The organism is Rhodococcus sp. As11 (assembly GCF_048957735.1).
Taxonomy (GTDB): domain Bacteria; phylum Actinomycetota; class Actinomycetes; order Mycobacteriales; family Mycobacteriaceae; genus Rhodococcus; species Rhodococcus gordoniae.
Window position 1 is genome coordinate 1 of sequence record NZ_JARDJE010000023.1, and the last position, 26,393, is coordinate 26,393.

At 65.3% G+C, this 26,393-nt stretch carries 19 protein-coding genes and 4 pseudogenes; 13 read left to right on the forward strand and 10 right to left on the reverse strand.

Annotation, left to right across the window (positions count from 1 at the left end; all coding sequences use genetic code 11):
• Positions 1–794 precede the first annotated feature (794 nt).
• Together PV766_RS20790 and PV766_RS20795 are read left to right on the forward strand one after the other, a co-directional pair.
• Positions 795–2,210, forward strand: a complete 1,416-nt coding sequence (locus tag PV766_RS20790) for a hypothetical protein (RefSeq protein ID WP_421097780.1) — start codon at positions 795–797, stop codon at positions 2,208–2,210.
• Between the two features lie 271 nt (positions 2,211–2,481).
• Positions 2,482–3,273, forward strand: a complete 792-nt coding sequence (locus PV766_RS20795) for a hypothetical protein (RefSeq protein ID WP_421097781.1) — start codon at positions 2,482–2,484, stop codon at positions 3,271–3,273.
• Between the two features lie 909 nt (positions 3,274–4,182).
• Here the strand turns inward: PV766_RS20795 and PV766_RS20800 are convergent.
• Positions 4,183–4,917, reverse strand: coding sequence for a hypothetical protein (locus PV766_RS20800; protein WP_421097782.1), 735 nt, complete (start codon positions 4,915–4,917; stop codon positions 4,183–4,185).
• Between the two features lie 193 nt (positions 4,918–5,110).
• Here PV766_RS20800 and PV766_RS20805 point away from each other — a divergent pair, with 193 nt between their 5' ends.
• Entirely contained in the window at positions 5,111–5,413 is a 303-nt protein-coding gene (locus tag PV766_RS20805) for a hypothetical protein (protein WP_421097783.1), read from the forward strand.
• Between the two features lie 57 nt (positions 5,414–5,470).
• On the opposite strand, the gene PV766_RS20810 is transcribed toward PV766_RS20805, so the two are convergent.
• Positions 5,471–5,932 carry a cold-shock protein gene (locus PV766_RS20810; protein ID WP_421097784.1) on the reverse strand — a complete coding sequence of 154 codons (462 nt, stop codon included), beginning with the start codon at positions 5,930–5,932 and terminating at the stop codon, positions 5,471–5,473.
• Between the two features lie 511 nt (positions 5,933–6,443).
• Between PV766_RS20810 and PV766_RS20815 the strand changes: the two genes are divergently transcribed.
• Positions 6,444–7,916 (forward strand): hypothetical protein, encoded by a 1,473-nt coding sequence (locus tag PV766_RS20815; RefSeq protein ID WP_421097785.1) that lies wholly within the window; start codon positions 6,444–6,446, stop codon positions 7,914–7,916.
• A 268-nt stretch (positions 7,917–8,184) separates the two neighbouring features.
• Positions 8,185–9,450: pseudogene (locus tag PV766_RS20820) on the forward strand (IS256 family transposase).
• 72 nt (positions 9,451–9,522) lie between these two features.
• Here PV766_RS20820 and PV766_RS20825 read toward each other — a convergent pair.
• The 4 genes and pseudogenes from PV766_RS20825 to PV766_RS20840 all read right to left on the reverse strand — a co-directional run.
• Positions 9,523–9,811, reverse strand: a pseudogene (locus tag PV766_RS20825) (recombinase family protein); the annotation flags it as partial.
• A gap of 29 nt (positions 9,812–9,840) precedes the next feature.
• Positions 9,841–11,208: a DUF4238 domain-containing protein gene (locus tag PV766_RS20830; protein ID WP_421097786.1), complete on the reverse strand. Its 1,368-nt coding sequence runs from the start codon at positions 11,206–11,208 to the stop codon at positions 9,841–9,843.
• A 105-nt stretch (positions 11,209–11,313) separates the two neighbouring features.
• A complete protein-coding gene (locus PV766_RS20835) occupies positions 11,314–12,324 on the reverse strand; it encodes a hypothetical protein (protein WP_421097787.1) in 1,011 nt (336 codons plus the stop codon).
• Between the two features lie 5 nt (positions 12,325–12,329).
• Positions 12,330–13,489: pseudogene (locus PV766_RS20840) on the reverse strand (site-specific integrase).
• A 967-nt stretch (positions 13,490–14,456) separates the two neighbouring features.
• Here PV766_RS20840 and PV766_RS20845 point away from each other — a divergent pair.
• Positions 14,457–14,884: pseudogene (locus PV766_RS20845) on the forward strand (nitroreductase family deazaflavin-dependent oxidoreductase).
• Positions 14,885–14,916: 32 nt separating this feature from the next.
• On the opposite strand, the gene PV766_RS20850 reads toward PV766_RS20845, so the two are convergent.
• Complete coding sequence (locus PV766_RS20850; protein ID WP_016932203.1) at positions 14,917–15,561, reverse strand: TetR/AcrR family transcriptional regulator; 645 nt, start codon at positions 15,559–15,561, stop codon at positions 14,917–14,919.
• A gap of 296 nt (positions 15,562–15,857) precedes the next feature.
• Here PV766_RS20850 and PV766_RS20855 point away from each other — a divergent pair, with 296 nt between their 5' ends.
• The gene (locus tag PV766_RS20855) at positions 15,858–16,568 is read left to right on the forward strand and encodes a hemerythrin domain-containing protein (protein WP_421097788.1); all 711 of its coding nucleotides are present in this window, start codon (positions 15,858–15,860) and stop codon (positions 16,566–16,568) included.
• Between the two features lie 94 nt (positions 16,569–16,662).
• On the opposite strand, the gene PV766_RS20860 is transcribed toward PV766_RS20855, so the two are convergent.
• From PV766_RS20860 to PV766_RS20870, 3 genes are all read right to left on the reverse strand, one after another.
• On the reverse strand, positions 16,663–17,322 hold the full coding sequence (locus PV766_RS20860) for a TerD family protein (protein WP_016932205.1): 660 nt from the start codon (positions 17,320–17,322) through the stop codon (positions 16,663–16,665).
• Positions 17,323–17,444: 122 nt separating this feature from the next.
• A complete protein-coding gene (locus tag PV766_RS20865; protein ID WP_016932206.1) occupies positions 17,445–18,551 on the reverse strand; it encodes a DUF475 domain-containing protein in 1,107 nt (368 codons plus the stop codon).
• A gap of 102 nt (positions 18,552–18,653) precedes the next feature.
• Positions 18,654–19,229, reverse strand: a complete 576-nt coding sequence (locus PV766_RS20870) for a TerD family protein (protein ID WP_064062400.1) — start codon at positions 19,227–19,229, stop codon at positions 18,654–18,656.
• A 293-nt stretch (positions 19,230–19,522) separates the two neighbouring features.
• Between PV766_RS20870 and PV766_RS20875 the strand changes: the two genes are divergently transcribed.
• Genes PV766_RS20875 through PV766_RS20900 form a run of 6 tightly spaced genes read left to right on the forward strand, consistent with a single transcriptional unit; the run spans position 19,523 to position 26,331 of the window.
• The gene (locus PV766_RS20875) at positions 19,523–20,644 is read left to right on the forward strand and encodes a hypothetical protein (RefSeq protein WP_129975925.1); all 1,122 of its coding nucleotides are present in this window, start codon (positions 19,523–19,525) and stop codon (positions 20,642–20,644) included.
• Between the two features lie 29 nt (positions 20,645–20,673).
• Entirely contained in the window at positions 20,674–21,831 is a 1,158-nt protein-coding gene (locus tag PV766_RS20880; protein WP_421097803.1) for an HpcH/HpaI aldolase/citrate lyase family protein, read from the forward strand.
• Positions 21,828–23,123 carry a phosphoribosyltransferase family protein gene (locus PV766_RS20885; protein ID WP_421097789.1) on the forward strand — a complete coding sequence of 432 codons (1,296 nt, stop codon included), beginning with the start codon at positions 21,828–21,830 and terminating at the stop codon, positions 23,121–23,123. The genes PV766_RS20880 and PV766_RS20885 overlap by 4 nt, the downstream gene beginning before the upstream one ends.
• Entirely contained in the window at positions 23,120–24,226 is a 1,107-nt protein-coding gene (locus PV766_RS20890; RefSeq protein WP_064062398.1) for a cysteine protease StiP family protein, read from the forward strand. The genes PV766_RS20885 and PV766_RS20890 overlap by 4 nt, the downstream gene beginning before the upstream one ends.
• Before the next feature lie 8 nt (positions 24,227–24,234).
• Entirely contained in the window at positions 24,235–25,068 is an 834-nt protein-coding gene (locus PV766_RS20895) for a hypothetical protein (RefSeq protein ID WP_064062520.1), read from the forward strand.
• Positions 25,069–25,110: 42 nt separating this feature from the next.
• On the forward strand, positions 25,111–26,331 hold the full coding sequence (locus PV766_RS20900; RefSeq protein ID WP_421097790.1) for a TerD family protein: 1,221 nt from the start codon (positions 25,111–25,113) through the stop codon (positions 26,329–26,331).
• The last annotated feature ends 62 nt before the right edge of the window (positions 26,332–26,393 follow it).

The following is a 26,393-nucleotide window of genomic DNA, read 5'->3' on the forward strand; positions in this document are numbered from 1 at the left end:
GGTGCGCATATCCCGGCGGCCACCCACCCCCACGGTCCTCGCCCGGCTGCTCGCCGAACCGGGCCCAGCCCGGCGCGCGCTCGTGGTAACCCCACACGCCACGGCGCATCTGCGCACTCTCGCGACAAACGGCGAAATCGATGTCATCGCCGTGGACGAAGACCTACTCGTATTCGCCGGCGCGCGCTACGACGTGACCGAAACCGCAACCCCTACATCCCCTGCCGCACCTGCTGCCCGGGGCCGCAAACCCTGGGTGCGCTGGGCACTCGCCCGGGTCCTGCTGCTCTCGGATAGGGCGCAAACCCAACACCGGCTCGCCGAGATGCTGGGGGTCTCCCAGCAGGGGGTCTCACTCGCCCTGAAACAGCTACAGACGGTGCGGCGCACCGAGCACGGTTGGCTCGCCGCATCCCCCGAGGAGTTGCTCGAGGAGTATCTGGCCGGCTATCCCGGTCCCGGTGGCGCTGTGACCTATTGGTACGGCCTGGATCCGGTGATCGCCCAGGCCACCGCCGTTGTTGACTTCTGCGCCCGGCAGGATGTGGCAGTGTTGGTCAGCGGCGATGCCGCGGCCGATGTGTACTCCCCGTGGCGGCTGCCGTCCCGGGCGCTGCTTTACACCGATCGGTTCGTCGACCTGAGCGCCGCCGACTTCAGTCCCGCCACCGAGGCCGAACACACACTAGCCGTGCAGGTCCCGGCCGACCCGACCCTGTGGCGCACCGCGGAGATCAGCGAGCCAGTACTGTTGGCCGATCCGCTGATCACTGCGGGCGATGTGCTGCGCACCGGTGGCGCTGATGCCGCCGAAGCCACCGAAGATCAGCATTCTCGATCGTGTCGGGCTCGATCTTCTCGCGGTCGAGAACCCGGACGTCTATGCCTATCTCGGGCGCGAGCAAATGAGGTCAGATGTCGAACTCTATAGGTTGGAGACAGCAACCTTACTTGGGGGGATCGACTCTCTGACTGAACGCGTCTCCGGTCTGGGAGACCTCGCGGACTCGGCAGACCTCTACTGGGCCGTTGACTTCGCTCGCCGGGGCAACCAGGTGACGTATACAGCCCGCCCGAAAGATCCAGACGCTCATATCAAAAGCCCTATAACCGCCACGATCACCGGCAGTTTCGGGGATGAGCACACTGAGGTGCAACGTCAGTTCGAGCAGGCTCTCAGGTATGGAGCATCGGGACGCGTCGTTCTTCCACCAAAGGTCGTTCTTCAGCTGACCATCAGCGGACCCGAGCTGCTCGCCGGACAACACAGCAACGTCGAAGTTCACCTGGAACCGCTCAGCGACAGTCCTCACGTGGGGGCAGTAGCCGAACTCAGGTTCATCGGCGTCGATGAACAAGAGTCAGTCTTTGAAGGGGAAGTCACCTACATCAACGAAGGCAGCATCGGAGTCACACTAAAGATCAGGTTCTACGGACATGCCGAGGTGGAGTTGCACTATCCCCTCAACAACAAGGCGCTTCCCGGAGATGTACAGATCTCGTACAACTTCCGTCGTATCCGCCCGACGGATGCGCTGCGGGTGATCGACCTTGTGCGTGCATTGCGAACGCCCGGAGTGTGCAGGACCTACATCGACGGTCACCTTCTTTGGTCGCTGGCTGCTCATGACGAGGTGACAAGGGACGATGCCGACGCCTATCTCACCCAGATGTACGGGCTAGCGCGTGACCTCGCCATAGTGCAGGAGTACTGCAACACCCGCTTCGTCATTCCCGATGAGCTAACTCCTCTGGAACGAGTCAATCTCCGGGTGGCCCGCATCCTGATCGAGGGATATATGGTCGCATCGCCGGAGGCACCTACCGGAATCCTCGGACTCAGTGGCACCGACTCTCCGGACGTACGAGCCCTGCTCGTCGAGGGCGGCAGGGTTAGTTTCCCTGTCCAGGAGTTCATCCTGCGATTGGGAACTCGTGAACTGGATCTTGGCCAGGTAGGAGCATTCCATCCTCATGCGGTTGCCTTGAATAGCGAGGAAGCTCTCGCAGCTCTGGACGCGGGAGAAGCAAAAGGGTTCAAGGTGAGATTTCGGCCAGGCGATGACCCTTATTTCTATCTCTTCAAGCCGGATCGAATCCGGGATCGCCAAGCGCCGGAGCTCGCGCTCTGGAGCCTTCCAGGTATCGATCAGCCCGGTGTGGACGAGGAAGCTTTCACATCGCCAGACAGTGACGAGTCCGGCGCGTAGCGCGACCCGAATGAGATACCCGGCGCGGACGCAGCCGACGAACACCGAGACCGTCAGGAAGCCGGGCCGCCCCCACACGCCATACGCGCGGTGCGTGCGATGCATGCGCCGCGTACACGCCTCGCACGCCGATAGCGAACTCTTACGTCAACCCGCCGAAAAGAAGAATCCGAGGCAAGAAAAAGGGAAACCGCCGTTCCCTGACGGGCGACGACGGCTTCGAAAACCCGGTCCGAGCCGGGAATATGACACCCAGTGTAGCGTCTGGCCCGTGCTCGAACAACCCACGCCGACGCAGCAAGCCGCCTTGATCGCGGTCACGGCCGGTTCTCGCCTCAAACCGTTCCGCAGAGCATGCCAGGGTCACGAGGGGCCGGCGCTGGAGTTGTATCTACTCGATGCGCGCCTGGCCTCGCACATTCACGGACACTTTCGCATCGTCGAACTGGTGCTGCGACAACAGATGCACGTAGCGCTCAAAGCCGCATACGGGGACCGCTGGTTCGACAACGCCACCGGCGCGGGATTGTCCCAGGACGCACAGAAGAAAGTCCGCGACGCGTATGACACACTGAACCCGCCACGGCGAAAGCCCGGCGCTCGGCCTACGCCTCGCCCACCCGCGGACAAAGTGGTGGCCGCATTGATGCTCGGTTTCTGGACCGCGCTGCTCCGAGCACCGCGCGATGTCGACCACGAAGCGACCTTGTGGACACCGGCACTGGATGGGTGCTTCAACGGCGCTCGACAGCCATCCGCAGCGGTATGGACGATGGCCCAGACACAGAAGAGGTGCCAGCGGCTGAACTGGGCACGAAACCGCGTCAACCATTGCGAGAGCGTGGTGTTCGGGTTTCCTCAACCCGGTCAGGCGCAGGGCATTCAACTCCGTCACAGTCCGGCCGGCATTATCGAAGACTGCCGAGTTCTCGTCGGCCGCTTTTCCGGCGAGGTCGAGGCGTGGATGCGTGCCTCCACCGCAATCGACCAGCTCGTTGCCCACCCACTGGCTCAACGGGCCCCGGCCTACAGCGCGAACCAGTCAGGTCGGAAGATCGTGTAGAAGCGCAGTCGAACCCTTACTGGTGCTGGCCGCCTGGCCTCGAGGCGGGGTTTCAGTTGTCCCAGGGGGTGGTGGTGAAACCTGCCGACCGCAGGTCTCGCTTCGCGTCCTCGACGAAGCGGGCGACTTGCTGCTCGAGGGTCGCCATGAAACTCATCGCGTCGCGTTGAGCTGCCGAGGAAGGATATTGCGCGCGACCGCATTCGGTGCGGAAGACGTTGATGAAGCTGTCGAGAGTTCGTCAACGCGGTCGCCGACGGCATGGGCTGGAAGTCCCGCCGGGCGGACCTGCGCAGCATCCACCAACCAGGGGTCGACCAGCAGATCAACGGCTCACGCAAGCACCGAGACGACTTCTTCGTTCGGTTCAGCCGGTCGCTGCATCCGGGCATCGTATTGGAGAGGCCTCGACGGAGTGAGATGCAGCTACGCCCGCCCCGGATCGAATACCGAGCGCTGATCTAGGCCCCACCGGAGCCGGCACCGCCGCCGCTCGAGTTGAAGGGAAAGATCGGTCCACGGGTGCCGTCCGGACGCCGTGGCGCAATGCTCGAATATCCGCTGGGCTTTCGATCATCCATGAGGTGGCGAAGGCGAAAACTCGTCCATCGGATCAGTCGTCCGATTCGCGATCGAATCTTCGGTCCTTCAGCGCTTCCCGTATCGAGGGACGAGTTCGATCGAACATGGCGTTCCATACCTCATGGTAACGACCAGCTCGTTCGGCGCTCGTCGAACGAGGACGACTCGGTCGCCGTGCCGTCCCGTCGATACCGCAAGGTCTGAAGTTCGCAATCGCCGAAGTTAGCGGCTCGGGGTTCCTGTCGCGCATTCCCGGCGGGCTATCGGGGACTTCTCCTCGAGATCGAAGCGGCGGCATCTTCGTTGTCGGCGGTGGTAGGTGGGGCGTCAGGTCACCGACGCCGAGACGATCACGTCGATGAGCTCGTTGACGTTTGACAGTATGCGGGTCGAGTAGCGCTCGTGGATCTTGCCTTGCCGCATCTGGTGTACCCATTGCTTCTCGGTGACGACGACGTCGCAGTAGACGGCGGCGACCGGCAACGCGACGATGTCGACGAAGTCGTGTGGTTCCCATTTCTGCTGCTTCTGGCGGTGTTTGGCGCTGCGGAGAACGTTGGTGACATAGCGGGTGGGGAGGTCGTCGACGAAGCGGATCCGATCGGAAACGGTGTGGTCGTTCTCGAACTGCTCGTAGGTGATCCCGAGACTGCCCAGCGCAGTCGTCAGCGCGGGGCGGATGTCACTGAAATTGGTTGCGCGAACGGCAACGTCGATGGCCTCACCAATGATGTTGTGGTGCTCGAGAGTGTCAGCCACCAGATTAACGAAATCGACCAATTGTTCGCCGAAAGCCGAGTCGGTGAGGTCAAAGCCGAGTTCACAGTAGGTCGAGGGTCCGGCGCGAAGCAGCGCTTCCTCGAGGTACTGCGACACGACGGTGCGCAGCTGATCTCGGACGCCGGGTGGGAGCGCGTTCGCTTCATCCGGGACGTTGTCGAGGTCGGGCCAGGTAATTCCGTTGCCTGCAATGGGGCGTAGGCCCATGCCGAACAGCTGCGGGGTGCGCGGACGGGAAGGGGCCAGCAGATTCCGGTGCGCTGGGCCGAGGTCGCCGCCCATACAGGCGGGGTGATCCACCAGACCGTCGAGTGGGGTTCGCTGCTGCAGGCCGGATATCCACCGCGGTGTCGGGGACGGCCGCGGCACCATTTGGGACCAGGAACCCGACGAAGGTGATATACCGGAAGACCAATTCGCGGCCCTCGTCGACGTTCTCATCGAGCACACCAGCACCCCGGACGAGTGCTGGTGCGTGTTCTGGGAAGGCCGCGCCGACCAAGCCCTGCATCTTCCCGCATCCGGGCCGCGGGTCAGCCTCCCGCACCGGGACAACTTTCTGGTGCACGGCACGGTGCGCGATGCGGTGCGCACTCTCGGATGGTGGGGGCCGAACCTGTGGTGGCCGCAGGACCGGGCATGGTTCGTCGCCACCGACTGCGCCCTGGCGCTGGCCGCGCACCCGGGCCTGGAGGTCATCGACACCAGCAACCTCAGGAAGGTCACCTGGGACAGCGACGAGATCAACCCGCTACCGCCGTGCCCCTACGGGCAGTAACCCGCGACGGTCACCTGCGCTGGAGCGCACCCGATTCCCGGTGTGAGACGACGATCGTCACTTATCGTCGACCGGGTGCACGCGCACCGCCACAAACGCGAAGCCCTCCACCGGACCGCTCGTTTGCTGCCACTCGAAGGTGACGTGTCGGCCAGGAGTGAGTTTTCTGAAGCCCTCGACCTCGACCTCGCTGAAGTGCACCCAGCAACCGCCGGGGGTCTGTTCGCAGTCGATGACGCCCCACCCGTCCTCGCTGTTCCAGAATCGGACGATGCCTCGGGAAGTCATCTCCCGATGATGGACTACATGCGCGCCGATCACAGAGGGGTCGCACGGGTGGGCGGTGGACCCAAGGTACGCAATTCGAGAGTCACCGGCGGAAAGCTTGAGCTGGGAGAGGACGAAGCAATCGCGACGACGCGCGTACGCCAGGGTGTTCCCGTGGCCTATCGCGGCCCCGACACCGACCGCGACATCCTCAACCCACAAACGCAGCCTCCGATGCTGTTCCACGGCCATCCAGGCCGGATCACCAGTCCTGCGATGCAGCACATCCTGGTGGACTGGGTCGGTCTCGAGGACGAGCCCGCAAGCTTTGCCGTCGGCTACTGCCCCCCACACCATCGACGGTGGGTGGGCCGGCCCTGTCGTGCCCGCTCTGGCGGAGATCTCAGAAGACGAGTACCTCCTGCGCAAACAGCGGATCGACAAAGGCGAGCGCCCCATCCCGTAGGTGCTATGCCGATACAACCCGCGGTGCCAAGTGATCGACACAGCCGCCGACCGCAAACCGATCTTCTCCATCTTCGGGCGCCCGTGCATGTGCTGTTAGACGATGGTTGAGCAGCACAGAAGAGACTCGTCTCCACGCTTGATTCGTGTCGACGAACAAAATCGCATGGGATGTTCTCTAGGGAAGAGATGGAGAAGCCCTCGTGTCCCCAAGCGCGGACACATCCACTCGTTCGAGCCCCGGGGTTTGTCGCACGACGGGATATCGTGGGCGCCATGCTGACACTTCGTCGAAAGAATGACTCCGCCTGCTGAGTCCGGTGGCGCCCTTGACCGCGCCGCCATGACCGAACTGCTCACCACGCGGTTCGCAGAACCCATCGCGGTCTACCGTGACCTGCTCCGCGGCCTCGCCGCCACCGGAGAGCCCCCATATCGCCAGTCGATACTGCTCGACACCCATCCTGTCGAGGGGCCGTCCTTGACGACGCCACACCTGCGGATCCAGGTCAGCTACAGCTATGAGGACGCCGACGAGCTGGGATCCTTCCCTGCGGATATGAGGCCGGTGTGCGTGCGGATCCATGTGCAGGGCTATCCCGATAAGTATCCCGACCGGCGGGCAGCGGGCTCCGATCTGGTCCACGAGTACCCGGCCGTCGAGCCGGAAGCGTGGGCGCGTGCGGTGCTCGGCCGGCACTGGTCGGATTATGCGTACCAAATGATCCGCCGGACCGATGTGGACCGGCGCATGCGCACCAGCCTGAGCTACATCCAGCCGCTGTTCGTGGTGTTCGTCGCCTCGGACGGCACCCCGGTGCTGGCCCCGGACAACATCGCCTGGAACCGGGTGTGGCTCAAAGTCATCGACGCCCGCAAACTCGATCCGGATGCCGAATCGAGGGAACTGCTCGAGCACATTGCCCGGGTCGGCCCGTACGCCCCGACCGCAGGCATCCGCCATCCCGACACCGAACCCGACGGCGGCTGGCGCCTGGAGGTCACCGGTGTGCCCGTCGACCGGCTCACCGACACCGCGGCCGAGACGGTGCGCGCACTGCGCAACGGTATCCGGGTCCGCGGCAGGATCGCCACGCAGTTCCGCCCGGTCCGACTACACGTCGAACTCGACCACGTGGTGGTGTACTTCAAGTGGGCGCGCAACCCGAACACCTTCGCGGTGACCATGCATCCACCCCAGACGGGCGACGAGCTTGCCGGTCCGCCCTGGCACACCCCCGCCGCCGTCGCCGGCACCATGATCTCGGGATGGCAAGAGGAGCTGTGTACAGGTCTGCTGGTGCGCGGTACCCGACGCCGCGACGGCGACACCATCTACATCTCGGCTCCGCCTTCCGCCCCGGCCGGTCAGGAATATTGGATCAGCGAGGTCGCGCTGCACGAACGCTCCGGGGCGTGGCTCGCCCGCGAGGGCCTCGACATCGACCGGCCGCTCGAATGGAAGAACACCGGTGCACTCGCGGTGTGGATCCAGGCCAACGTGAACAACGAGGTCGGGCGCCCGTATGTCGGGCATGCCGCGGCTCGCTGGTCGGGCCAGGCCACCGCCCACGTGGACGTGCTCGAAACCGTGCCCGGCACCCCGGAGACAGTGGCTGCTCAACTCGCACATCGCCTCACGCACATGCTCGCGGACCTCGGGGCGGAGACCATCACGGCGTCTGTCGCGAACGAATATTTCACCGAACTCGGTTACACGAATCGTCCCGAGCAGGCGGGGATGGTCCTCGATGTCGCCTCCATGCCGTGAATCCTCGATAGGAGTGCGTTACACCCTGGCGGCAGAACGAGACTGGGACCGTACCTACGCGTGATAGCGAGACGCCCGATGCGAGCTGGTAGCCCACACCGCTCCATCCATCGGAATGCGGCCACCTATCGCTAACCTGCCATGCAGCACCGGCACTCGCGTCAGTGGCCGGCCCGTTCCGCCAGCTCTACTTCAGAGGGACTGTCGGAATAAAGGTTGATCTGGTTTTGGCCGACACGCCGAGCTTGCTTGGCGAGAAGGCACGATCATGACCGAAACACTCGATCCTATGGATCAGCCGAAGATCGATCCCCAGCAGCTGGCGCAGCAATTGCTCGCCCAAGCCAAAGCCGACGGCGTCGAGCTGGTCGGCCCGAACGGACTACTCAACCAACTCACCGCCACCGTGCTCGAAACCGCCCTCGAAGCGGAGATGGACGAGCACCTCGGATACGAGAAACACCAGGTAGAAGGGCGAAACAGCGGCAACTCCCGCAACGGCCGGCGCAGCAAAACCGTGCTGACCGAGATCGGCCCGGTGCAGATCCAGGTCCCGCGAGACACCGATGCCTCCTTCGATCCGCAGATCGTCAAGAAACGCCGACGGCGCCTGACCGGGGTCGACGAGATCATCTTGTCGCTGTCGGCGAAAGGCCTGACCACCGGTGAAATCGCTGCGCACTTCGACGACGTCTACGGCGCGACGGTGTCGAAGGAGACGATCAGCAAGATCACCGACAAGGTCCTTGCCGAGATGGCCGAATGGTCTGTCCGGCCGCTCGACCCGGTGTATCCGGTGCTGTTCATCGATGCGATCCACGTCAAGATCCGCGATGGTCAAGTCGCCAATTGGCCGGTTTACGTGGCGGTGGGGGTCACCACCGCAGGGGAACGCGACATCCTCGGCTTGTGGGCCGGCGACGGTGGTGAGGGCGCGAAGTTCTGGTTGGCGGTGCTCACCGAGATCAAGAACCGCGGTGTCGAGGACGTGTGCATCGCCGTCTGCGACGGGCTCAAAGGTCTGCCCTAGGCGATCACCACCGTGTGGCCGCCGACGGTGGTGCAGACCTGCCTGATCCATCTGCTACGCAACACCTTCCGGTATGCCGCCCGGCAGTATTGGGAGGAGATGTCCCGGGATCTGCGGCCGACCTACACTGCTCCGACCGAGGCGGCGGCGAAGGAACGGTTCGGCGAGTTCGCCGGCAAGTGGGGTCCGCGCTATCCGGCGATCGTCCGGATGTGGGAAAACAGCTGGTCGGAGTTTGTGCCGTTTCTCGACTACGACGTCGAGATCCGCCGGGTGATCTGCTCGACGAACGCGATCGAGTCGCTCAACGCCCGGTACCGGCGGGCGATCCGGGCCCGTGGGCATTTCCCGAACGAGCAGGCCGCGCTCAAGTGTCTGTATCTGGCCACTCGTGCTCTGGACCCGACCGGCAAGGGACGCGCACGATGGACATCACGGTGGAAAGGAGCTTTGAACGCTTTCGCGATCACCTTCGAAGGACGCATCACTCCGACCAGCAACTAATCCCATGTGTCAGAACCAGATCCACCGATTACCTGACGGTCCCACTTCAGATGCCGATATAGCGTCGTGCGACCGACCCCGAGCTCGGGCCGCGGCGAGACCGGCCGAGGTGCGTTCGCGGATGAGGTTGAGTTCGAACTCGGCGAGCGGGGCAGGAACCGGCCGAGTCGATCGAGCCGCCACACCACCACGGTATCCCGGACCGAGGGTGTGAGAACAGGTCGTCGAGTTACGGTCGTGCGGTCGTGGCACGGCAGGCGGTCTCGGTCCAGATCCGCAAGCACCGCGCGGCCTTCAGCGCGGCGCTCTGCGGATCGAGGACCTGATCGGTCGTCGAGACCCTCGAATACAACGAGGGAATCTATCGGGCGTCATCGCTGCAAGAGCAGATCAACCTGGGCATTCTTTGGGGTATCGGATCCGCAATTCACGTCGATTGGTGTCCGGGTTTCGCCAGCGGAGATCGACCGTGTACCTCGGGACAGACTTGTCCAGTTCTGCGCGAAGAGACTTGTAGTGATCAGCGCACACGTATGCATAGGACTCGTAGTAGGAGAAGGGGTTGTCTTTGACGTGCTCGACGAGTTCGGGTAGCTGAACAGGCATATCGACGCCGTGGCCGCAACTGAGGACCTGACAGCCCGTACCGCTGGAAGGGTTGCCCCAGTCTTCCGGTTGGAACCATCGCGGAACGGGTGGAGCGGGTGGCTCTGCAACGCTCGCCCATCGTGTCGGTTTGCGATAGCGGGTGAGTACCTTTCCTTCCGGGTCGACCAGGGGTTTTCCAGTGATGCGTGACGGCACAATGATGGCAGCGGCCACCCTGTCGCTGGGACGCTCGTACACCTCCCTCTCAGCGGTGGCCATCAGTTCGGCGTTGATCTGGTCGACCTCGGACGCGGTGAGGATGAACGGATAGCGGGGCGGCGGCATCAACGCGGGGTTGAACAATGTAAGCAGGCGGTCTGGGCTGATCGGGAACACGACGACGCCAGTGGTCAGCAGTCCCGGTTTCTCGGTCCGGTCCGTGCCCGGTGTCCCGATCAGTACCACGGGCTCATCGCTGGTGAGCAAAGGAGCTTCGGTGTGGTAGATCGCCCATTTCAGCCCCGCGAAAGTGAGCACCAAGGGAAACCACTGCTGCAACATCAGTTGCAGCGCCTGTGCCTTGAGGTCCGCACTGATCGGTTGCGTGCTTCTGATCTGTTCGGCGCGTGCAGCCACGAGTGCTTCGTCATCAGGATTGCCTCCGGTCAAGACGAGGTGGAATCGGGCAAGAATAGTGGAGAGTTCGATCGGGTCTTGTGTGTCATTCCACTGGATGAGTACTTCCTGCTCCTCACGAAACGCTCGTCCTCGTACGTGCTGGGCAGCAAGGTAGAAAGACATGTCGGTGATCATCGAGGAGTTCGTGATGATCCCGGGCTCGTAGAGCAACAGCGTGTCGATATCGCGCTTGGCGTCGTCTTCCAATGCCCCCAGAAGGACTTCGGTGAACAGCGGCGGTGTCCTGTCGGGATCGATGTCCGGCGCTTCGAGACGATAGAAGTCCTCAAGGTAGCCGACTCCCTTCAAACCCAGATTCCGCTGCTGTCCGGTATCAACCAGCGTTCGACGTACTTGACCATTGACCGCGAAACGCGCCAGGTAGGAGCGCGGAACGAAGTGGTGTTTCTTCGGTGCCGAAGGGTCCGTTGTATACGCCTTCGCCCTCTCCACAATCCGATGGATCCTGTCGTCGAAACGGTCACCGCGCATATGGGGATAGTGACACGCGTATCGGACATCTCGTCTCTACGAGCTTCACGAGCAGTGATGAATCGCGGCGCCGATTGGGTGGGTCGGTGATCTGCTCACCGCGCTCTACAGTCCCTCGAACACCCCCATCAGGTTCTCGAGGAGCGCATCGGCACGGGCTTCGATCTCGTCGAAGACGTCGGTGAGGTCTTCGAGTGCCTCATGATCGCGGCTGCGGGCAGCGGTTCCGCGCTCGTAGTAACCGGAGTCGAGTTCGATCTCCGGCTCGACCCAGGTATCAACGTCGTCCAGTTGGGGGACAGGTAGCGCTCGACGCACCGGGGCACGACCCGAGAGGTGTGTCCGCACCAGCATCGACACCGACTGCGGGGTCATCGGTTGTGCGTAGGGGAGGTGGCCCCAGCGGTCGATCGGACACAGCAGCGGCTGGCGGGCCTGCTCTGCATCGAGCGGATCCGCGACGATGTCGATGGGGTCGGTGAGGTGATGGCGCAACAGATGTGTGCCCGGGTACAGGTCGAGGAACGTCTGGATCTCCGACCACCGCCGGTAGATCGAGACCGCGGGGTTGTCCCCGGTCTCGGGATCCGGTGGGAGGCGGAATCGTTCACCGGCCCGGGTCGTGGCCACCAGGGTGTTGCCGTCGAGGCGGAGGTCGCGGCGGCGCAGCCGGGTGATGTCGGTAAAGCTCATGCCGGTGGCGGCGAGGACCAGCAGCAGGGCGTCGCGGCGGCCGAACAGTCCGCTCGGCCACCCCTCGGTGGGCAGCTCTGCGGCGCGCTGCAACAGTAGCCGTGCGTGCCGGTCGAGACGCGAAGCGCGGGTCGTGTCGAGGTGCCGGCGCACCGTCTCGGTGCGCCCCGGGGCGGGATAGCCGTGCCCGGTGTGGACGGCGTTGATCGCCGACAGCCGCCGTCGCTGCGTCGCGACCGCGGCGGGATGCTCGCGCAGGAACAACGCCAGGGTCTCCGCGGCGGCGGGGATCGGATTGCGATCGGCGGCGGTGCACCAGTCCGCGAACAGCGCCCAGTCATGGCGGTAGCGGACCGGGATGCGCAGGCCCGAGTCGGCATCGTGAACCTCGTTGCGGCGAGCAGCTTCTCGTCCGGTGACCATCGCGGTCACAATCCGAGGTTCGTCACAGCGTTCCCGATCAGGGGTGCGTGTTCGCGGGCGTAGGTTTCGAGCATGGCGGGGGTGCTGTGCCCGGTCTGGCGCATGATCGCGTGCGCGCTCGCGCCGTTGCGGAAGGCCTGGGTGACGAACCCGGCCCGCAGCGAATGCCCACCGAGCTGCTGGACGATCCCGGGGTCGTAGCCGGCCTGCGCGGCGCGGCGGCGGATGGCCTTGTGCACCGCCGCCCCCGAGAGGGCGGTGCCGGAGAGGTTGCCGTTCTTGCGGATCGACCGCAACAGCGGCGAGCTCGGCACCATGCGCGGCCGCGACCCGCGGCACACGTGCGCTTCGAACGGTTCGGCCGTGCGGAGCAGGCGGATGACGGCGGGCCGGCCCCCGGCGTCGAATGCGGCGACGACCTGCGCCCACCGCAGCCACGCACACGGCGGACAACTCGTGTGCGAGTGGGTGAACGGCAGGGCCCGGACACTCCCCCGCCCCTCCTGGTCGGTCTTCGATTTCCGGAGCTTGATGTGCAGGCCGTCGAGCCGGTGCAGCGAGACGTCACTGCAGGCCTGCGCGACGAGTTCGCTGCGGCGGAACGCCCCCGCGAAGCCGAGCAGCAGGATCGCGCTGTCGCGGCGTTCGAGGACCTCGTCTGCCCACTGCCGCTGTCGGCGCGCATCTTTTCGACGATGGTGACGATGTCGGCGGTCAGCAGCGGCGCCCGGGGAGTGCGGGGCCGCTCGCCCGCCGTCGCGTAATCGCGGCGGATCCCAGACAGGGTCGCGGCAACGAGCTCGTCACTGCCGGGAGCGGGATGGCCGGCCCGGCGGTGGTGGAAGCCGATCCCGGCGACCCACCGTGCCAGGGTGGCCGGGGAGTAGGCCCGCTCCCCCGCCTCCGTGACGGTTGCGGCGGCGCCCAGGAGGTAGGCGGCGACGGTGAGCGGATGCGCCGGCAACGGGCTGTGCCCTTCCCGCGCACACCACGCGGTGAAGCGCTGCCAGTCGGCGGCATAGTTCCGGCGGGTCGACTCCGAGCGCGACCGCGCCGCTGTCCCGGCCACCTGCGTGAGGGTCTCGGCCGGCAAGGCCGGCACGGACGGCGTGGCGCGCTCCGAGGCGGTCGGCACGGAGGCGTCAGAGGGGTCCGGATGGCGCATCACCAGGTCGTCGGGCACGAACCGGGAGCCTACCGCCCCGTTTGGACAGGTTCCCACCGGAAAACGCGCTCAGCAGGGGTTTCGGGCGCGATGGTGCGCTAATGGCAATTAGCACGCCATCGAACACATTCGGCGCATGCATACCGAGCGCGCATCTCCGGCCCTGTTCTTTCCGCCCGGAAACTGAGTTCTGCCGGCTCTTTCCGTCCCCATCTGAACCGATTGGCCCGCTTCTGATGCAGAAGATACCTTGCCGGATGATGGAATAAATTTCGCGGCAACAACTTTCGCTTTCTCGATACCATCGTCATGCCTTAACCGAGCGTGCGGCCGGGACCGGACTGTCACTATCGACGTTGTGCAACAAGGGTTCGCGGGTGATGATCTGTCAGGCCTTCTTCCGCATGAACTCACGAAGATTCGCCAACCGCTGGTTGGACGTTCCCGCGTACAACGAACTTGACGGAGCGCTCGACAGCGAATTCGAATGCGTCGCCAACCTCGGGTGTATGACTTTCTCGACCCCTTCTGGAGCCGTTTCTTCACCGATCAGAGCGCGCAACCACGTCCTGCGTCATGAATCTCCGACTTGCTCTCGACCACACCGGCTCGGTCGACGTCCGCGCTCTCTTCCTCGAGATGCGTACTACGAGCGCAGAATCGCGCGACACGCGAGACCGACACAATGCGCGAGGGAAACTCGTGGGGTCGAGAAATTTCGCATCCTGCCGTCGGGCCACTTCATCCTCGAGTACACCACGTTCGACGGCGGCCTCTCGTCCGGGCACCCATTGATCGTGTGCCAGGCCCTCACCGACTCGCCCAGCGGCGATAAACTCCACTGCCCGGCTCCTTCATAGCGACCGCCGACCTCGATCACCTGAAGTTCCTCGTTCGGACAGACCTCTGGTACCGATCGTCTCAGGGTGATTCGTAGCTGCCCGCAGTAGTCAGAAGGATTTGTCCCATGAGTACGTCCGACGACTGGAACACGCAGGTGATCGCCGAATTCAGGGCAAACGAAGGCCGTGTCGGTGGCAACTTCGAAGGAGCGCCCATGGTGCTCGTGCACCATCGTGGCCGCAAGAGCGGTCGCGAGACGGTGACTCCGACGCTGTATCTGCCGGACCCGGAGGACGACGCGACCGTCTACATCTTCGCGAGCAAAGGGGGCGCTCCCTCCCATCCGCCTGGTACTACAATTTCACTACCGCGGGACGGGCAGAGGTCGAGATCGGCACCGAGACCTTCGAGGTCACGGTAGTAGAGATCACCGGCGCAGAGCGCGACCGCCTCTATGCCGAGCAGGCCCGCCGCTATCCCGGTTTCGCCGAGTACGAGAAGAAGACGCGCGGAGTGCGTACTATTCCGGTCCTCGCTCTCCACCGAAGCTGATTCCCTCCGGACCGAGGACTTCCTCGAAGCCCTCATCCCTGCGGGCAGAGGGAGGCAATGACTGTGCGCGCCAACCAGTCCGCGTACCGGTCCAGTGCCCACCCCCGTTCGAGGACCAACGCTTCGTAGGTGTTGATCATCAGGTAGTTCCACAGCACATCGCGAACCTCGTCGAGTTCGATGTCGTCGCGGAGTTGCCCCGTCGCCATCAGATGCGCGCCGACCATTGTCGCTGCGGCCGAACCTTCTTCGCTCAGTTGCTGCCAGACCGGGTCGAGCGAGTCGTCCACGTGCCGTCCGTCGCGAATGAGGATCTGAACCTTGGCCGAACGGTGCTGCCGATGTGCCAGGGCGTGGGTGAACATGTCGATCTTGCGACGCACATCCGGTTCGGCGAGCATCGCCTGCTGTTCCGGACGCTCGGCAACCGATATCGGCTCGTCGTCACCGGCGATCACGACATCGAAGACCGCCTTGGCCAGAGCCGCCTTACTGCCGAAACTCTTGTACAAGCCCTTCACCGAGACACCCGCGCGGTTGGCGACCGCGGCGAGGGTGGTGGCCCGGAAACCGTCGCGTTCGAACAGTTCCTGGGCGGCCACGACCACGGCGCGACGTCGCACTCGGGCCTGCGCCTGCCTGCCGGACGCATCGTACGGCCTCTTGACTTCGGCCATTCCCGCTCCGATAATTCGAGTACAACCTGATTGAACTGAATGTATCAGGTTCACTCCAGCACAGCGTGCCATCAGATCCCGGAGTCGCTGAGGTCGTGATGCAGCAAGTTCCCCCGTGCCGTGCACGCTTCGGTGCGACCGCGCGGCACACACCGATCATCAGAGAACGTGTCGACCTCCCGGATAGACGTAATCCATTGGTTACCGAACAAATCCGTTCATCACCGCTCGACGCGTACGACGAACAGGAGAGGGCCGTGAACATCGATCGACATGAGCCCGCCGATACACGAAGCATGGGAATCGTCCACAGCGCCCTGCGGCGCGACCTGGAACGAATCCGGATGACGCTGCAGACCGAACCGTATCCGAAGGGGAAACGTCGACTCGCGCTCGCCGATCACGTCGTGTGGCTCATGCACGCCCTACGTCTGCATCACAGCGCGGAGGATGCCGGACTGTGGCCCCTGATCCGTGCGAAGAATCCCTCTGCGGGGGCTCTGCTCGTTCGTATGGAGGCCGACCACCGTCGGATCGCCCCCGCGATGATCGCCCTGGAAGGCGCCGGCCGCGCATACGGTCGGGACGCGTCTACACGGACACGCGTACTCGACACCCTGGCCGAACTGAACGAGGTCCTGTTGCCCCATCTACAGCGTGAGGAACTGGAGATGATGCCGGTCGTCGCCGCGACCATCACCGCATCCGAATACCGCGACGTCGAGAACGAGTACTTCGTGAAGCCGAAGGGCGTCGTCGAACTGGGGGCCGAAGCACCGTGGATCGTCGATGGCGCGACCACGGAAGATCGCGACGTGATCCTTCACGTCGTCCCTGCTGTGCCCCGCTTCGTCATCATGCAGACATTCGGCCGGATCTACCGGCGCAAGGTCGCGCGGTTGTGGGAGGACGGACCGGCGGCCGCTGTACCGCCGATCAAGGTCACTGCACCTCGCGGTGAAGCAAGAACGATCAGGGAGTTCGACAGCCGACATCTCGCCCCGTAGGAGCGGCACACGTCGTAACCACCGAGATCCCGCCGGCACGCGCCGACGGGATCTCCTGTGCCCCGCTCCTTCGACCGGGAAATCCGCAGTAGAGCTACTTACGCCCCGCCTGCCACTGCATGCCCCACCCGAAGGCGCGGTCGAGGTCGGACTGGCTGCCGTCGATGTACTGGACGAGGCGTTCGACGGTGATGCCCTGCCCGGTGTTCTGCAGCATCGCGATCGCGCAGATCCGCGCGCCGTTGTTGGGCGAGTCCAGGCGAACCTCGATCTGCGGGCCGGACGGCGGGGTGAGGGTGACGACGCCGTCCACGGCGGCCCAGTTGGGGGCACCCTCGTAGATCATCGCGAAGATCAGCACGCGCTTGAACAGTTCGGGACGTTCGAGGTTGACGGACATGTTCTCGCCGCCGGTGCTCGAACCGGTGCGGTCGTCGCCGTCGAGGTGGATGTAGGGCGCGGTGTTCAGCGCGCCGAAGCTGTTGCCGAGGGCCTGAATGACGCCCTTGGAACCGTCGGCGAGTTCGAAGAGGCAACCGAGGTCGAGGTCCACGCCACCGCTCGCGCCGGTGAGCTTCGCAAGGAAGCCCTTCTTCTGCTCACCGCGCGACCAGTTGAGGTTCACCCGCGTCACACCTCGGCCCGATCCGGCCTTGGAGAGGCTGACGGTGGGTGATTCCTTGGTGAGGTTGATCTTGCTCAGGTTGATGCCGCCGGCGTTCTGCTCGGGCTTCTTGTTGTAGTCGATGGCCATGTCGAGCCTTTCGTGGGAGTGGCTGCGCGAATGCGCGTGTGATACGGAAAAGCGATGGGAGCCCCCGATCCGAGATGTCGGATCGAGGGCTCCCATCGGCATGTGATTCGAACTGTCGAAGATCAGGGGATGGTGGTCTTCACAGCATCTTCGCCTTCCCGCGCCGCGATCTTGCGGTTGCGGTAGATGCTCGAGGCGAACGCCGCACCGATCAGGGCGACACCGACCAGGCCGGTGACGACCTCCGGCACGTGCGTACCGATCGAGTACAGCAGGATCAGTGCCAGCGCACCGATGGCCCAGTGGGCACCGTGCTCGAGGTACACGTAGTCGGACAGCGTGCCCTTGCGCACCAGGAAGATGGTGATCGAGCGGACGAACATCGCGCCGATGAAGCCGAGGCCCAGGGCGATGATGATCGGGTCGGACGTGATGGCGAAGGCGCCGATGACACCGTCGAACGAGAACGACGCGTCGAGCACCTCGAGGTAGAGGAACAGGAAGAAGCCGGCCTTACCGGTGGCCTTGGCGAGGCCGCTCGGGCCGCCGCCGGTCTCTTCGCCTTCCTCGGGGATGTGGAACATCTCGCCGAGTCCGTTGACCGCGATGTAGGTGATCATGCCGAGTGCGCCGGCGATCATGACGGTCGAGACCTTGTCGTCCGGGGCGATGACGGTGGCGGTGATGAGCAGCAGCACCGTCGCGACGACAACCTCGAGTTGCTCGAGCTTGCCGGCCTTCGCGAGGGGACGCTCGAGCCATTCGAGCCACTTGATCTCGCGGTCTTCGAGGATGAAGTGCAGGAACAGCATCAGCAGGAACATGCCGCCGAACGCTGCGATCTGCGGATGCGCGTCGGTGATCAGGGTCTCGTAGCTGGGGCTGCCGTCCGGGAAGTAGGCGGCGCCGTCGGCCGGCGGGTTGAGCGCCAGGTCCAGTGCCGCGATGGGACCGAGCCCGGACGCGATCCACACGATCGCGAGGGGGAAGATCAGACGCATACCGAAGACGGCGATGAGGATGCCGATGGTGAGGAAGATCTTCTGCCAGAACTCGCTCATCCGCCGCAGCACGGTGGCGTTGATGACCGCATTGTCGAACGACAACGAGACCTCGAGGATGCCGAGGATCACGCAGAGGAACAGAGCTTGTGGGCCGCCGTAGAGGAACGCCACCACCAGAGAGACAACGGTGACGACCATCGACGGACCGAATATTCGCAGAACCACGAAGCGTGGCCTTTCTAATCGGAATCAGGGCGTTGCAGGGTGGTTACTGCAGATCGGTTCCGGCTTCGGTGCGGCGACCGAAGCCGGAACCGGAGCGACGAACTAGACGTTGACGCCGTAGTCGCGAGCGATGCCCGCGAGGCCGGACGCGTAGCCCTGGCCGATGGCACGGAACTTCCACTCCGCACCGTTGCGGTACAGCTCGCCGAACACCATGGCGGTCTCGGTCGAGGCGTCCTCGGTCAGGTCGTAGCGAGCGAGTTCGTTGCCGTTCGCGCGGTCGACGACGCGGATGTACGCGTTGCGGACCTGGCCGAACGACTGGCTGCGGGCGTCGGCATCGTAGATCGAGACCGGGAAGAAGATGCTCTCGATGTTCGCCGGGGTGGCGGCGAGGTCGACATTGATGATCTCGTCGTCGCCTTCGCCCTCACCGGTGCGGTTGTCGCCGACGTGCTCGATCGCGCCGTCGGGCGACTTGAGGTTGTTGAAGAAGACGAAGTGCTGGTCGGAGACGACCTTCTTGTCCGCCCCGGTCGCGATGGCGCTGGCGTCGAGGTCGAAGTCGGTGCCGGTGGTGGTGCGAACGTCCCAGCCCAGGCCGACGGACACTGCCGTCAGGTTCGGAGCTTCCTTGGTGAGGGAGACGTTTCCGCCCTTGGTCAAGCTGACGCCCATGCGGGGTCCTTTCGATCGTTCCAACGGTCGACGTACCGGTGTAGGGCACGCGCGGTGTGCGTGTCTCCCCACACTAGTTGTTGTCGTGGGGTACGCCCATATCCACTATGCCCGGTCCCGCGCAGTGATTCCCCGAGACGTACGGACCACGGTTCCGACCGGCGGAAAGGCGACGCGTCGGCCGGGTGGACGTGCGCCCAGTACCATTCGGTTCTGTGGCGAGCCGATGGACGCGCCGCCTGTTCGGCGGGGAATATGCGGAAGATCCCGCGGCTCGTCGTGCACACGATGCGATGGTCGCGGCGTTCCTCGACATGGACAAGCGCCAGTCCGTCATCGAGGCCGGTGTCGCCGCGTCCCACGAGTTCGAACCCGAACGGCATCTGCTCCGTGAGTGGGATCCGATCCGGCAGGTGTGTTATCGCGCCGGGGAGACGTATCTTCAGCTGGCAGTGACGGATCCGGACCGACCGCTCGCTCCTGCGCCCGCCTACGAGCAGGCGTTGCACCAGATTTCCGAAGCAATACGAACACTTGATGAATTCTTCGGAAACAATCAGGGTCACCTCGAGCACATGACGGCCGTGGCGAACACCGTGCCCGAGCTCGCGCACCGGATACGCACCGAAGCGCAGGGCGTTCTCGCCGCGACGCAGCAACCCGACTTCGTGGCCTTTGCTCACTATCCATCGGTGCGCGCGGCCACCGACGCACTCGAGAAGGCGCTGAACAGTCTCGATGCGGCGCACGGAGTGGGCGCGACCCGCACGGCCGCCCTTCGGGTCGAAGAAGCGACGGCGGTCCTCCGCACCGCGCTCGCGCAGGCTCCGGGCCGCCGCGACGAGGCCGCACGCACCCTCGCCTCGGTCACCACCCGGCTCGGAGCAGTCCGGACACGAGCCGAGGGCCTCGCGCCCGCTTTCTCCGCGCTGCTCAGGGAGTTCAACGCCGCCAGTTCCGCGGATCTGTCCGGCAACGAGACGCGGGCGCGAGAGCTTCTCGCTCGCGCGGAAGACCAGCTCACGCACGCTCGCGCGGCAGCGAAGGAGGGCAGGCCCGAGGACGCGCTCGCGCTGGTTGCGGCGATCCGCGCCGAACTGTCCCGCGCCGAAGAACTGGTCGACGCCGTGACCTCACGACTCGCGACCCTGCGCTCCGTCCGACAGAATCCGGGGGCCAAGGTCGACGAGGTACGGTTCCGTCTCCGTGACGCACAACACCTGGCAGTGCAACGCGGACTGGCCGCAGAATGGGGTTCCGTCCTCGACTCGCAGTTGAGCCGGATCGACAGGGCCGTCGACGCACTCACCGGTGTGCACCCCGACTACTGGGCCTACGTCAGAGATTTGGATGCGGTGTCGACCTTCATCGCAGGAGTGGTCGATCGAATGAGAGGACGGACCGAGAACGTATGAGGGGGGCCACGCTTACCGAAGTGCGCGCCATGCAGCACTTCCGGCATCTCGACGGCGCGACGTCGGAGGAATTGTTCCTGCACCGTCCCGAGCCGTTCGGGCACGGCGACAACCGCGACCGTCTGGCGACCGCTCTCGGTGCCACGCTGTATGTACCCGCGACGCGCGGTGATCTCGTCGCGACGATCACCAGGCGCGGCGCCGAAGGCGTGACCTCGATGGTGCTCGACCTCGAGGACGCCGTCGCCGACGACGAAGTCGAGCAGGGCCTGCGGAACGCCGTCGCGACCCTCGACGCCCTCGCCGCGAACGGACCGTCGACGATGATGTTGTTCGTTCGTGTGCGCACCGCCGACGGCATCGAGCGGGTGGCGTCCATGCTCGGCGCCGGCAAGACCGTGCTCACCGGATTCGTGGTGCCGAAGTTCACCGCACGCACCGGTCCCGCCTTCCTCGAGGTGGTCGCCGCGGCATCGGTCCTGCTCGGCCGCCATCTCTATGCGATGCCCGTCATCGAATCGGCGGAGGTCGTGCATCGCGAGACCCGGGACGACGAGTTGCGTGCGATCTCCGGGATTCTCGCCGAACACCGCGACCGCATCCTTGCCGTCCGGCTCGGGGCGACCGACATGTGTGCCACCTTCGGGATCCGGCGCGACCGCGACCTGACGATCTACGACGTGCGGGTCGTCGTCGATGTGATCGCCGATGTGGTGAACCATCTCGGACGGACCGACGGAACGGGTTTCGTCATCACCGGACCCGTCTGGGAGTATTTCGCCGACCACGAGCGCATGTTTCGGCCGATGCTGCGTTCGACACCGTTCGAGGAACAGGATGCCGTGCTGTTCCGCCAGCAACTCGTCAGCCGCGATCTCGACGGCCTGCTGCGCGAGATCGCCCTCGACCGGGCCAACGGGATCCAGGGCAAGACGGTCATCCACCCGTCGCATGTCGCTGCGGTGCACGCCTTGTCGGCCGTCACGCACGAGGAGTACCACGATGCGACCGACATCCTCGATCGCGACACCGGGGGTGTGCAGGCATCGGGATACGGCAACAAGATGAACGAACGCCGCCCGCACCGCACCTGGGCCGAGCAGACCCTGGTGCGCGCGTCGGTGTTCGGTGTCACGCGCAAGGGGATCACCTTCGTCGACCTGCTGACGGCGCTGGTGGACCGATGACCTACCTGCTCGATACTCCTTGGGCCACAGCAGAGCTCGGCCTTGCGTTCCAACACGTCGACTCGTCGTGCGGATACACCGTGCCCGAACTCGTCCGGCCGGGACTGCGACGCAATCCGCGTCGAGCACACCTGCTGGTCTCCACGGTGCTCGGTAAGCACATCCCCACGGAGCCCGCGGTGGTCCGCGGTGCCGGCCACCGTCTCGGTGAGCTCGTCGCCGAGCTGCTGGGCGACGCGTCGTCCGATGCGGTCGTTCTCGGGTTCGCCGAGACGGCAACGGGTCTGGGACACTGCGTGGCCGACGCCCTCGCCGCGGCGTGTTACCTGCATTCGACGCGGCGGCGTGTCCCCGGAGCGGAGGTGCTCACCGGTTTCGAGGAAGGGCACTCGCACGCCACCTTCCACCTGCTCCAACCGACCTCCGGCGCGCTGTTCGCCAACCCTGCGCCGCTCGTTCTCGTGGACGACGAGATCTCGACGGGAGCAACGGCTCTCGACGCGATCCGCGCACTGCACCGCGACCGTCCTCGCGGTCGGTACGTGCTCGCCTCCCTCGTCGACATGCGTTCGGAGCAGGACCGCCTCCGGACCGAGGAGGTCGCAGCGGAACTCGGCGCGACCATCGAACACGTGAGCCTGGTGAGTGGATACTCCGTCGTGCCCGACGATCTCGTCGCGCGGGTCGCGTCGTTGCCCGAACCTGCCCTCAATCCGGAGGGTGATCGACGCGGCGACGTCCGGTTCGTTCGTGCGCCCTGGCCCTCGCACGTGCCGGACGGTGGCCGGCACGGGATGTTGCGAACCGACGCAGAGGGATTCGACACGGCTCTGGCAACGCTCGCCGACACGATCACCGATGTGCGGGACGCACAGCGACCTGCCGTCGTCATCGGACACGAGGAACTGATGTACCTTCCGCTCCGGCTGGCCGACACACTCACCGAACGCGGCACGCCCACGCGGTTCCAGACCACGACCCGATCCCCCGCCTACGTGATGGACATCGACGGATATCCGCTGCGTCGCGGATTCCGCTTCACCGCACCCGAACACATCGACACCGAGTTCGAGAACGAGGTGCCGCGCTATCTCTACAACGCGCAGTGGCCCACCCCGACCGAGGTCCGGCCCGAGCTGATCCTCGTGATCGATTCGCCCGCCGACACCGACCGCCTCCACGCACCGGGAGGTGTTCTCGACGTGCTCACCGCAGCCGGCGAGGACGTCCTCGTCGCGGTCGTGCCCGCAACCGATCCGACGGTGCTGCGCACCCACAGGGAGATTTCATGACCGTGCCGCTCACCGGACCCGAGTTCGGCTCCTACGCACCCGACGAGGTGACGTGGCTGCTCGAGGACCTCTCCCACGTCGACCTCGAGGGCGACATCGCCGAACGCGAGGCACGGATCCAGGCGGGTCTCGCGCACTACGCCGAGTCCCTGCCGATCGAGTACCAGCCCGACGCCGCCTATCGCGAACTGTTCGACAAGGCACTGGCCACGACAGCCGGCCGGTTGGCGCATGCGGTGGGCACGGTCACCGAACTGCTTCTCGCCGAACGCGGGACGGACCTGACCCTCGTGTCGCTCGCGCGGGCGGGCACCCCCATCGGCATCCTGATCCGCCGGTGGGCGTTGCGTCGGCACGGCCTGTCGCTGCCGCACTACACGGCATCGATCGTTCGCGGGCGCGGAATCGACTGCGCTGCCCTGGATTACGTTACCGAGCGACACGACCCCGAATCCGTCGTCTTCGTCGACGGCTGGACCGGTAAGGGCGCGATCGCACGCGAACTGTCCGCCGCCCTCGCCGAATACGCCGCGCGCGGCGGCCCCGGCCTGTCCGACGATCTCGCCGTGCTCGCGGACCCCGGCCACTGCGTACGCACCTACGGCACGCGCGACGACTTCCTCATCGCCTCGGCCTGCCTGAACTCCACCGTCTCCGGCTTGGTGTCACGGACGGTCCTCAACGACACGCTGATCGGCCCCGGCGAGTTCCACGGGGCGAAGTTCTACTCCGAGCTGGCTTCCGACGACGTGTCGAATCACTTGCTCGACGCTGTGACCGCGGAGTTCGACACGTGCGGGGACGTCGACTCGGCCGCACGGGCGGTGCTCGATTCCGACCGCACGCCCACCTGGGCCGGCTGGGAGTCCGTCGAACGAGTACGGGCACAGTACGGAATCTCGAGCGTCAACTTCGTCAAACCCGGTGTCGGGGAGACGACTCGTGTGCTGTTGCGCCGCGTTCCCTGGAAGGTTCTGGTGCGCGACATCACGTCGGACGAACACGCCCACATCCGCATGCTCGCGGCTGCCCGGAACGTCCCCGTCGAGGAGGTCCCGGACCTCGCCTACTCCTGTATGGGACTGATCAAGGACCTGCCGTGAACACCCCTGTGCCTGCACTGGTCGCCACCGACCTCGACCGCACCCTCATCTATTCGCGCGCCGCGATGACCGGCGACCAGTTCGCCACGCAGGACCTGCTGTGTGTCGAGTACTACGAGGGTGCACCGCTGTCGTACGTCACCGACGGCGCAGCCCGACAACTACGTGCCCTCGCCGACGAGGCGGCGGTGGTACCGACGACCACGCGCACACCCGAACAGTTCCGCCGCATCGACCTCCCCGGCGGCCCGTGGCGGTACGCCATCGCGAGCAACGGTGGGTCGATCCTCGAGGACGGACATCTCGACCCACTCTGGCGCAGAACCGTGGAGTCGGCGGTACGTGAGGGGGGTGCGAGCCTCGACGAGATCACGACCGAACTGCGCAGTCGCATCTCCGAGGACTGGGTGTCGAAGTTCCGCATCGCGGACGAGTTGTTCTGCTATCTCGTCGTCGACGTCGCAGCGCAACCTGCCGGATTCCTCGACGACTGGCACGACTGGTGTTCGGCGCGGGGCTGGAACGCGTCGCAGCAGGGCCGCAAGATCTACACGATGCCGAACAGCGTGTGCAAGAGCCGCGCGGTGGCGGAGGTGCGCCGCAGGCTCCGAGATCGGGGGGTGCTCACGGACGATGCGCCCGTCCTGGCCGCGGGCGACGGCGCGCTCGACGCGGAGATGCTCAAGGCCGCGGATGCCGCGATCCGGCCTCGTCACGGCGAACTCGAACTGATGGACTGGTGCCACCCGACGGTGTCGGTGACCGGCGCTGCGGGCGTCACGGCCGGGGAGGAGATCCTCGCCTGGTTCGCCCGATCCGCTCGTCTTCCGGCCGCTTCGTAGAGTAGAAGGCGCCCGGTCACCGACACAGTGAGGACACATCTCTTGCCGACTCCGCTCTCCAAGGGTCAGAACGGACCGATCACCGCGTCCGACGTCGTCGTCTCGCTCGAGCTGACCACCCCTGCCGATCTGTCCGCACTGCTCGTCAAGGCCGACGGCAAGGTGCGTTCCGACGCCGACTTCGTCTTCTTCAACCAGCCCACGGGACCGGGCGTGCGCCTCGTTTCCGGGGCGCCCGGTCAGGCCGCGTCGCTCGCCGTGTCGCTCGCGCAGGTGCCCGCCGACATCGATCAGGTGCGCGCCGTGATCACTCTCGACGACGCGTCGAGCAACTTCGGCCGGTTCGCGCCGCCCACCGCGCGGGTGTCCGACAGCAGTGGAACCGTGCTGTACGAGTACCGGATCGACGGACTGAGCAGCGAATCCATCGTCATCGCGCTGGAGCTGTACCGGCGTCAGGGTGCGTGGAAGGTCCGCGCCGTGGGGCAGGGATATGCGGGCGGATTCGCGGCGCTGGTGACCGACCACGGCGTCAGCGTCGACGACGCTCCCGGTCAGCCGGCGGCCGCACCGCAGCCCGTCGCTGCCACGCCCCCTCCGCCGGTGCAGCCGACCCCGCCTCCGGCACACACCCCGCCTCCGGCACAGCCTGCACAGCCCGCCGAGGTCAGTCTGACGAAGAACCGTCCGGTGAGCCTGGTGAAGGGTCAGAAAGTCACCCTGCGCAAGGACGGCGGCGTCGCGCTGACCTTCCTGCGCATGGGTCTCGGCTGGGATCCGGTCGAGAAGCGCGGCCTGTTCGGCAATCGCTCCGCCGACATCGACCTCGACGCCTCGGCCGTGATGTTCGCCGACAACCAGATCGCCGACGTCGTGTACTACGGCCAGCTGCAGTCGAAGGACGGATCGGTCCGGCACCAGGGCGACAATCTCACCGGTGCCGGCGAGGGCGACGACGAGGTCATGCTCGTCGACCTCACCCGCGTCCCCGTCCACGTCACCACGGTGATGTTCATCGTGACCTCCTACAAGGGCCACACCTTCGAGCAGGTGCAGAACGCATTCTGCCGCCTCGTCGACGGCACGATCGACACCGAGCTCGCCCGCTACACGCTGCAGGGCGGCATGCCGTTCACGGGGATGGTGATGGCGAAGGTCTACCGCCAGGGCAGCGAGTGGAAGCTGCAGGCCATCGGTGAGGGCATACAGGCGAAGCATCCCGGTGAGGCCGCGCCGCAACTGGGCCGGTTCCTGGTCTCGTAGCCCGTGGGCGAGCGTTTCACAGCGGGACAGAATGCCCCGCTGGCGACCAGCACGGTCCGTGT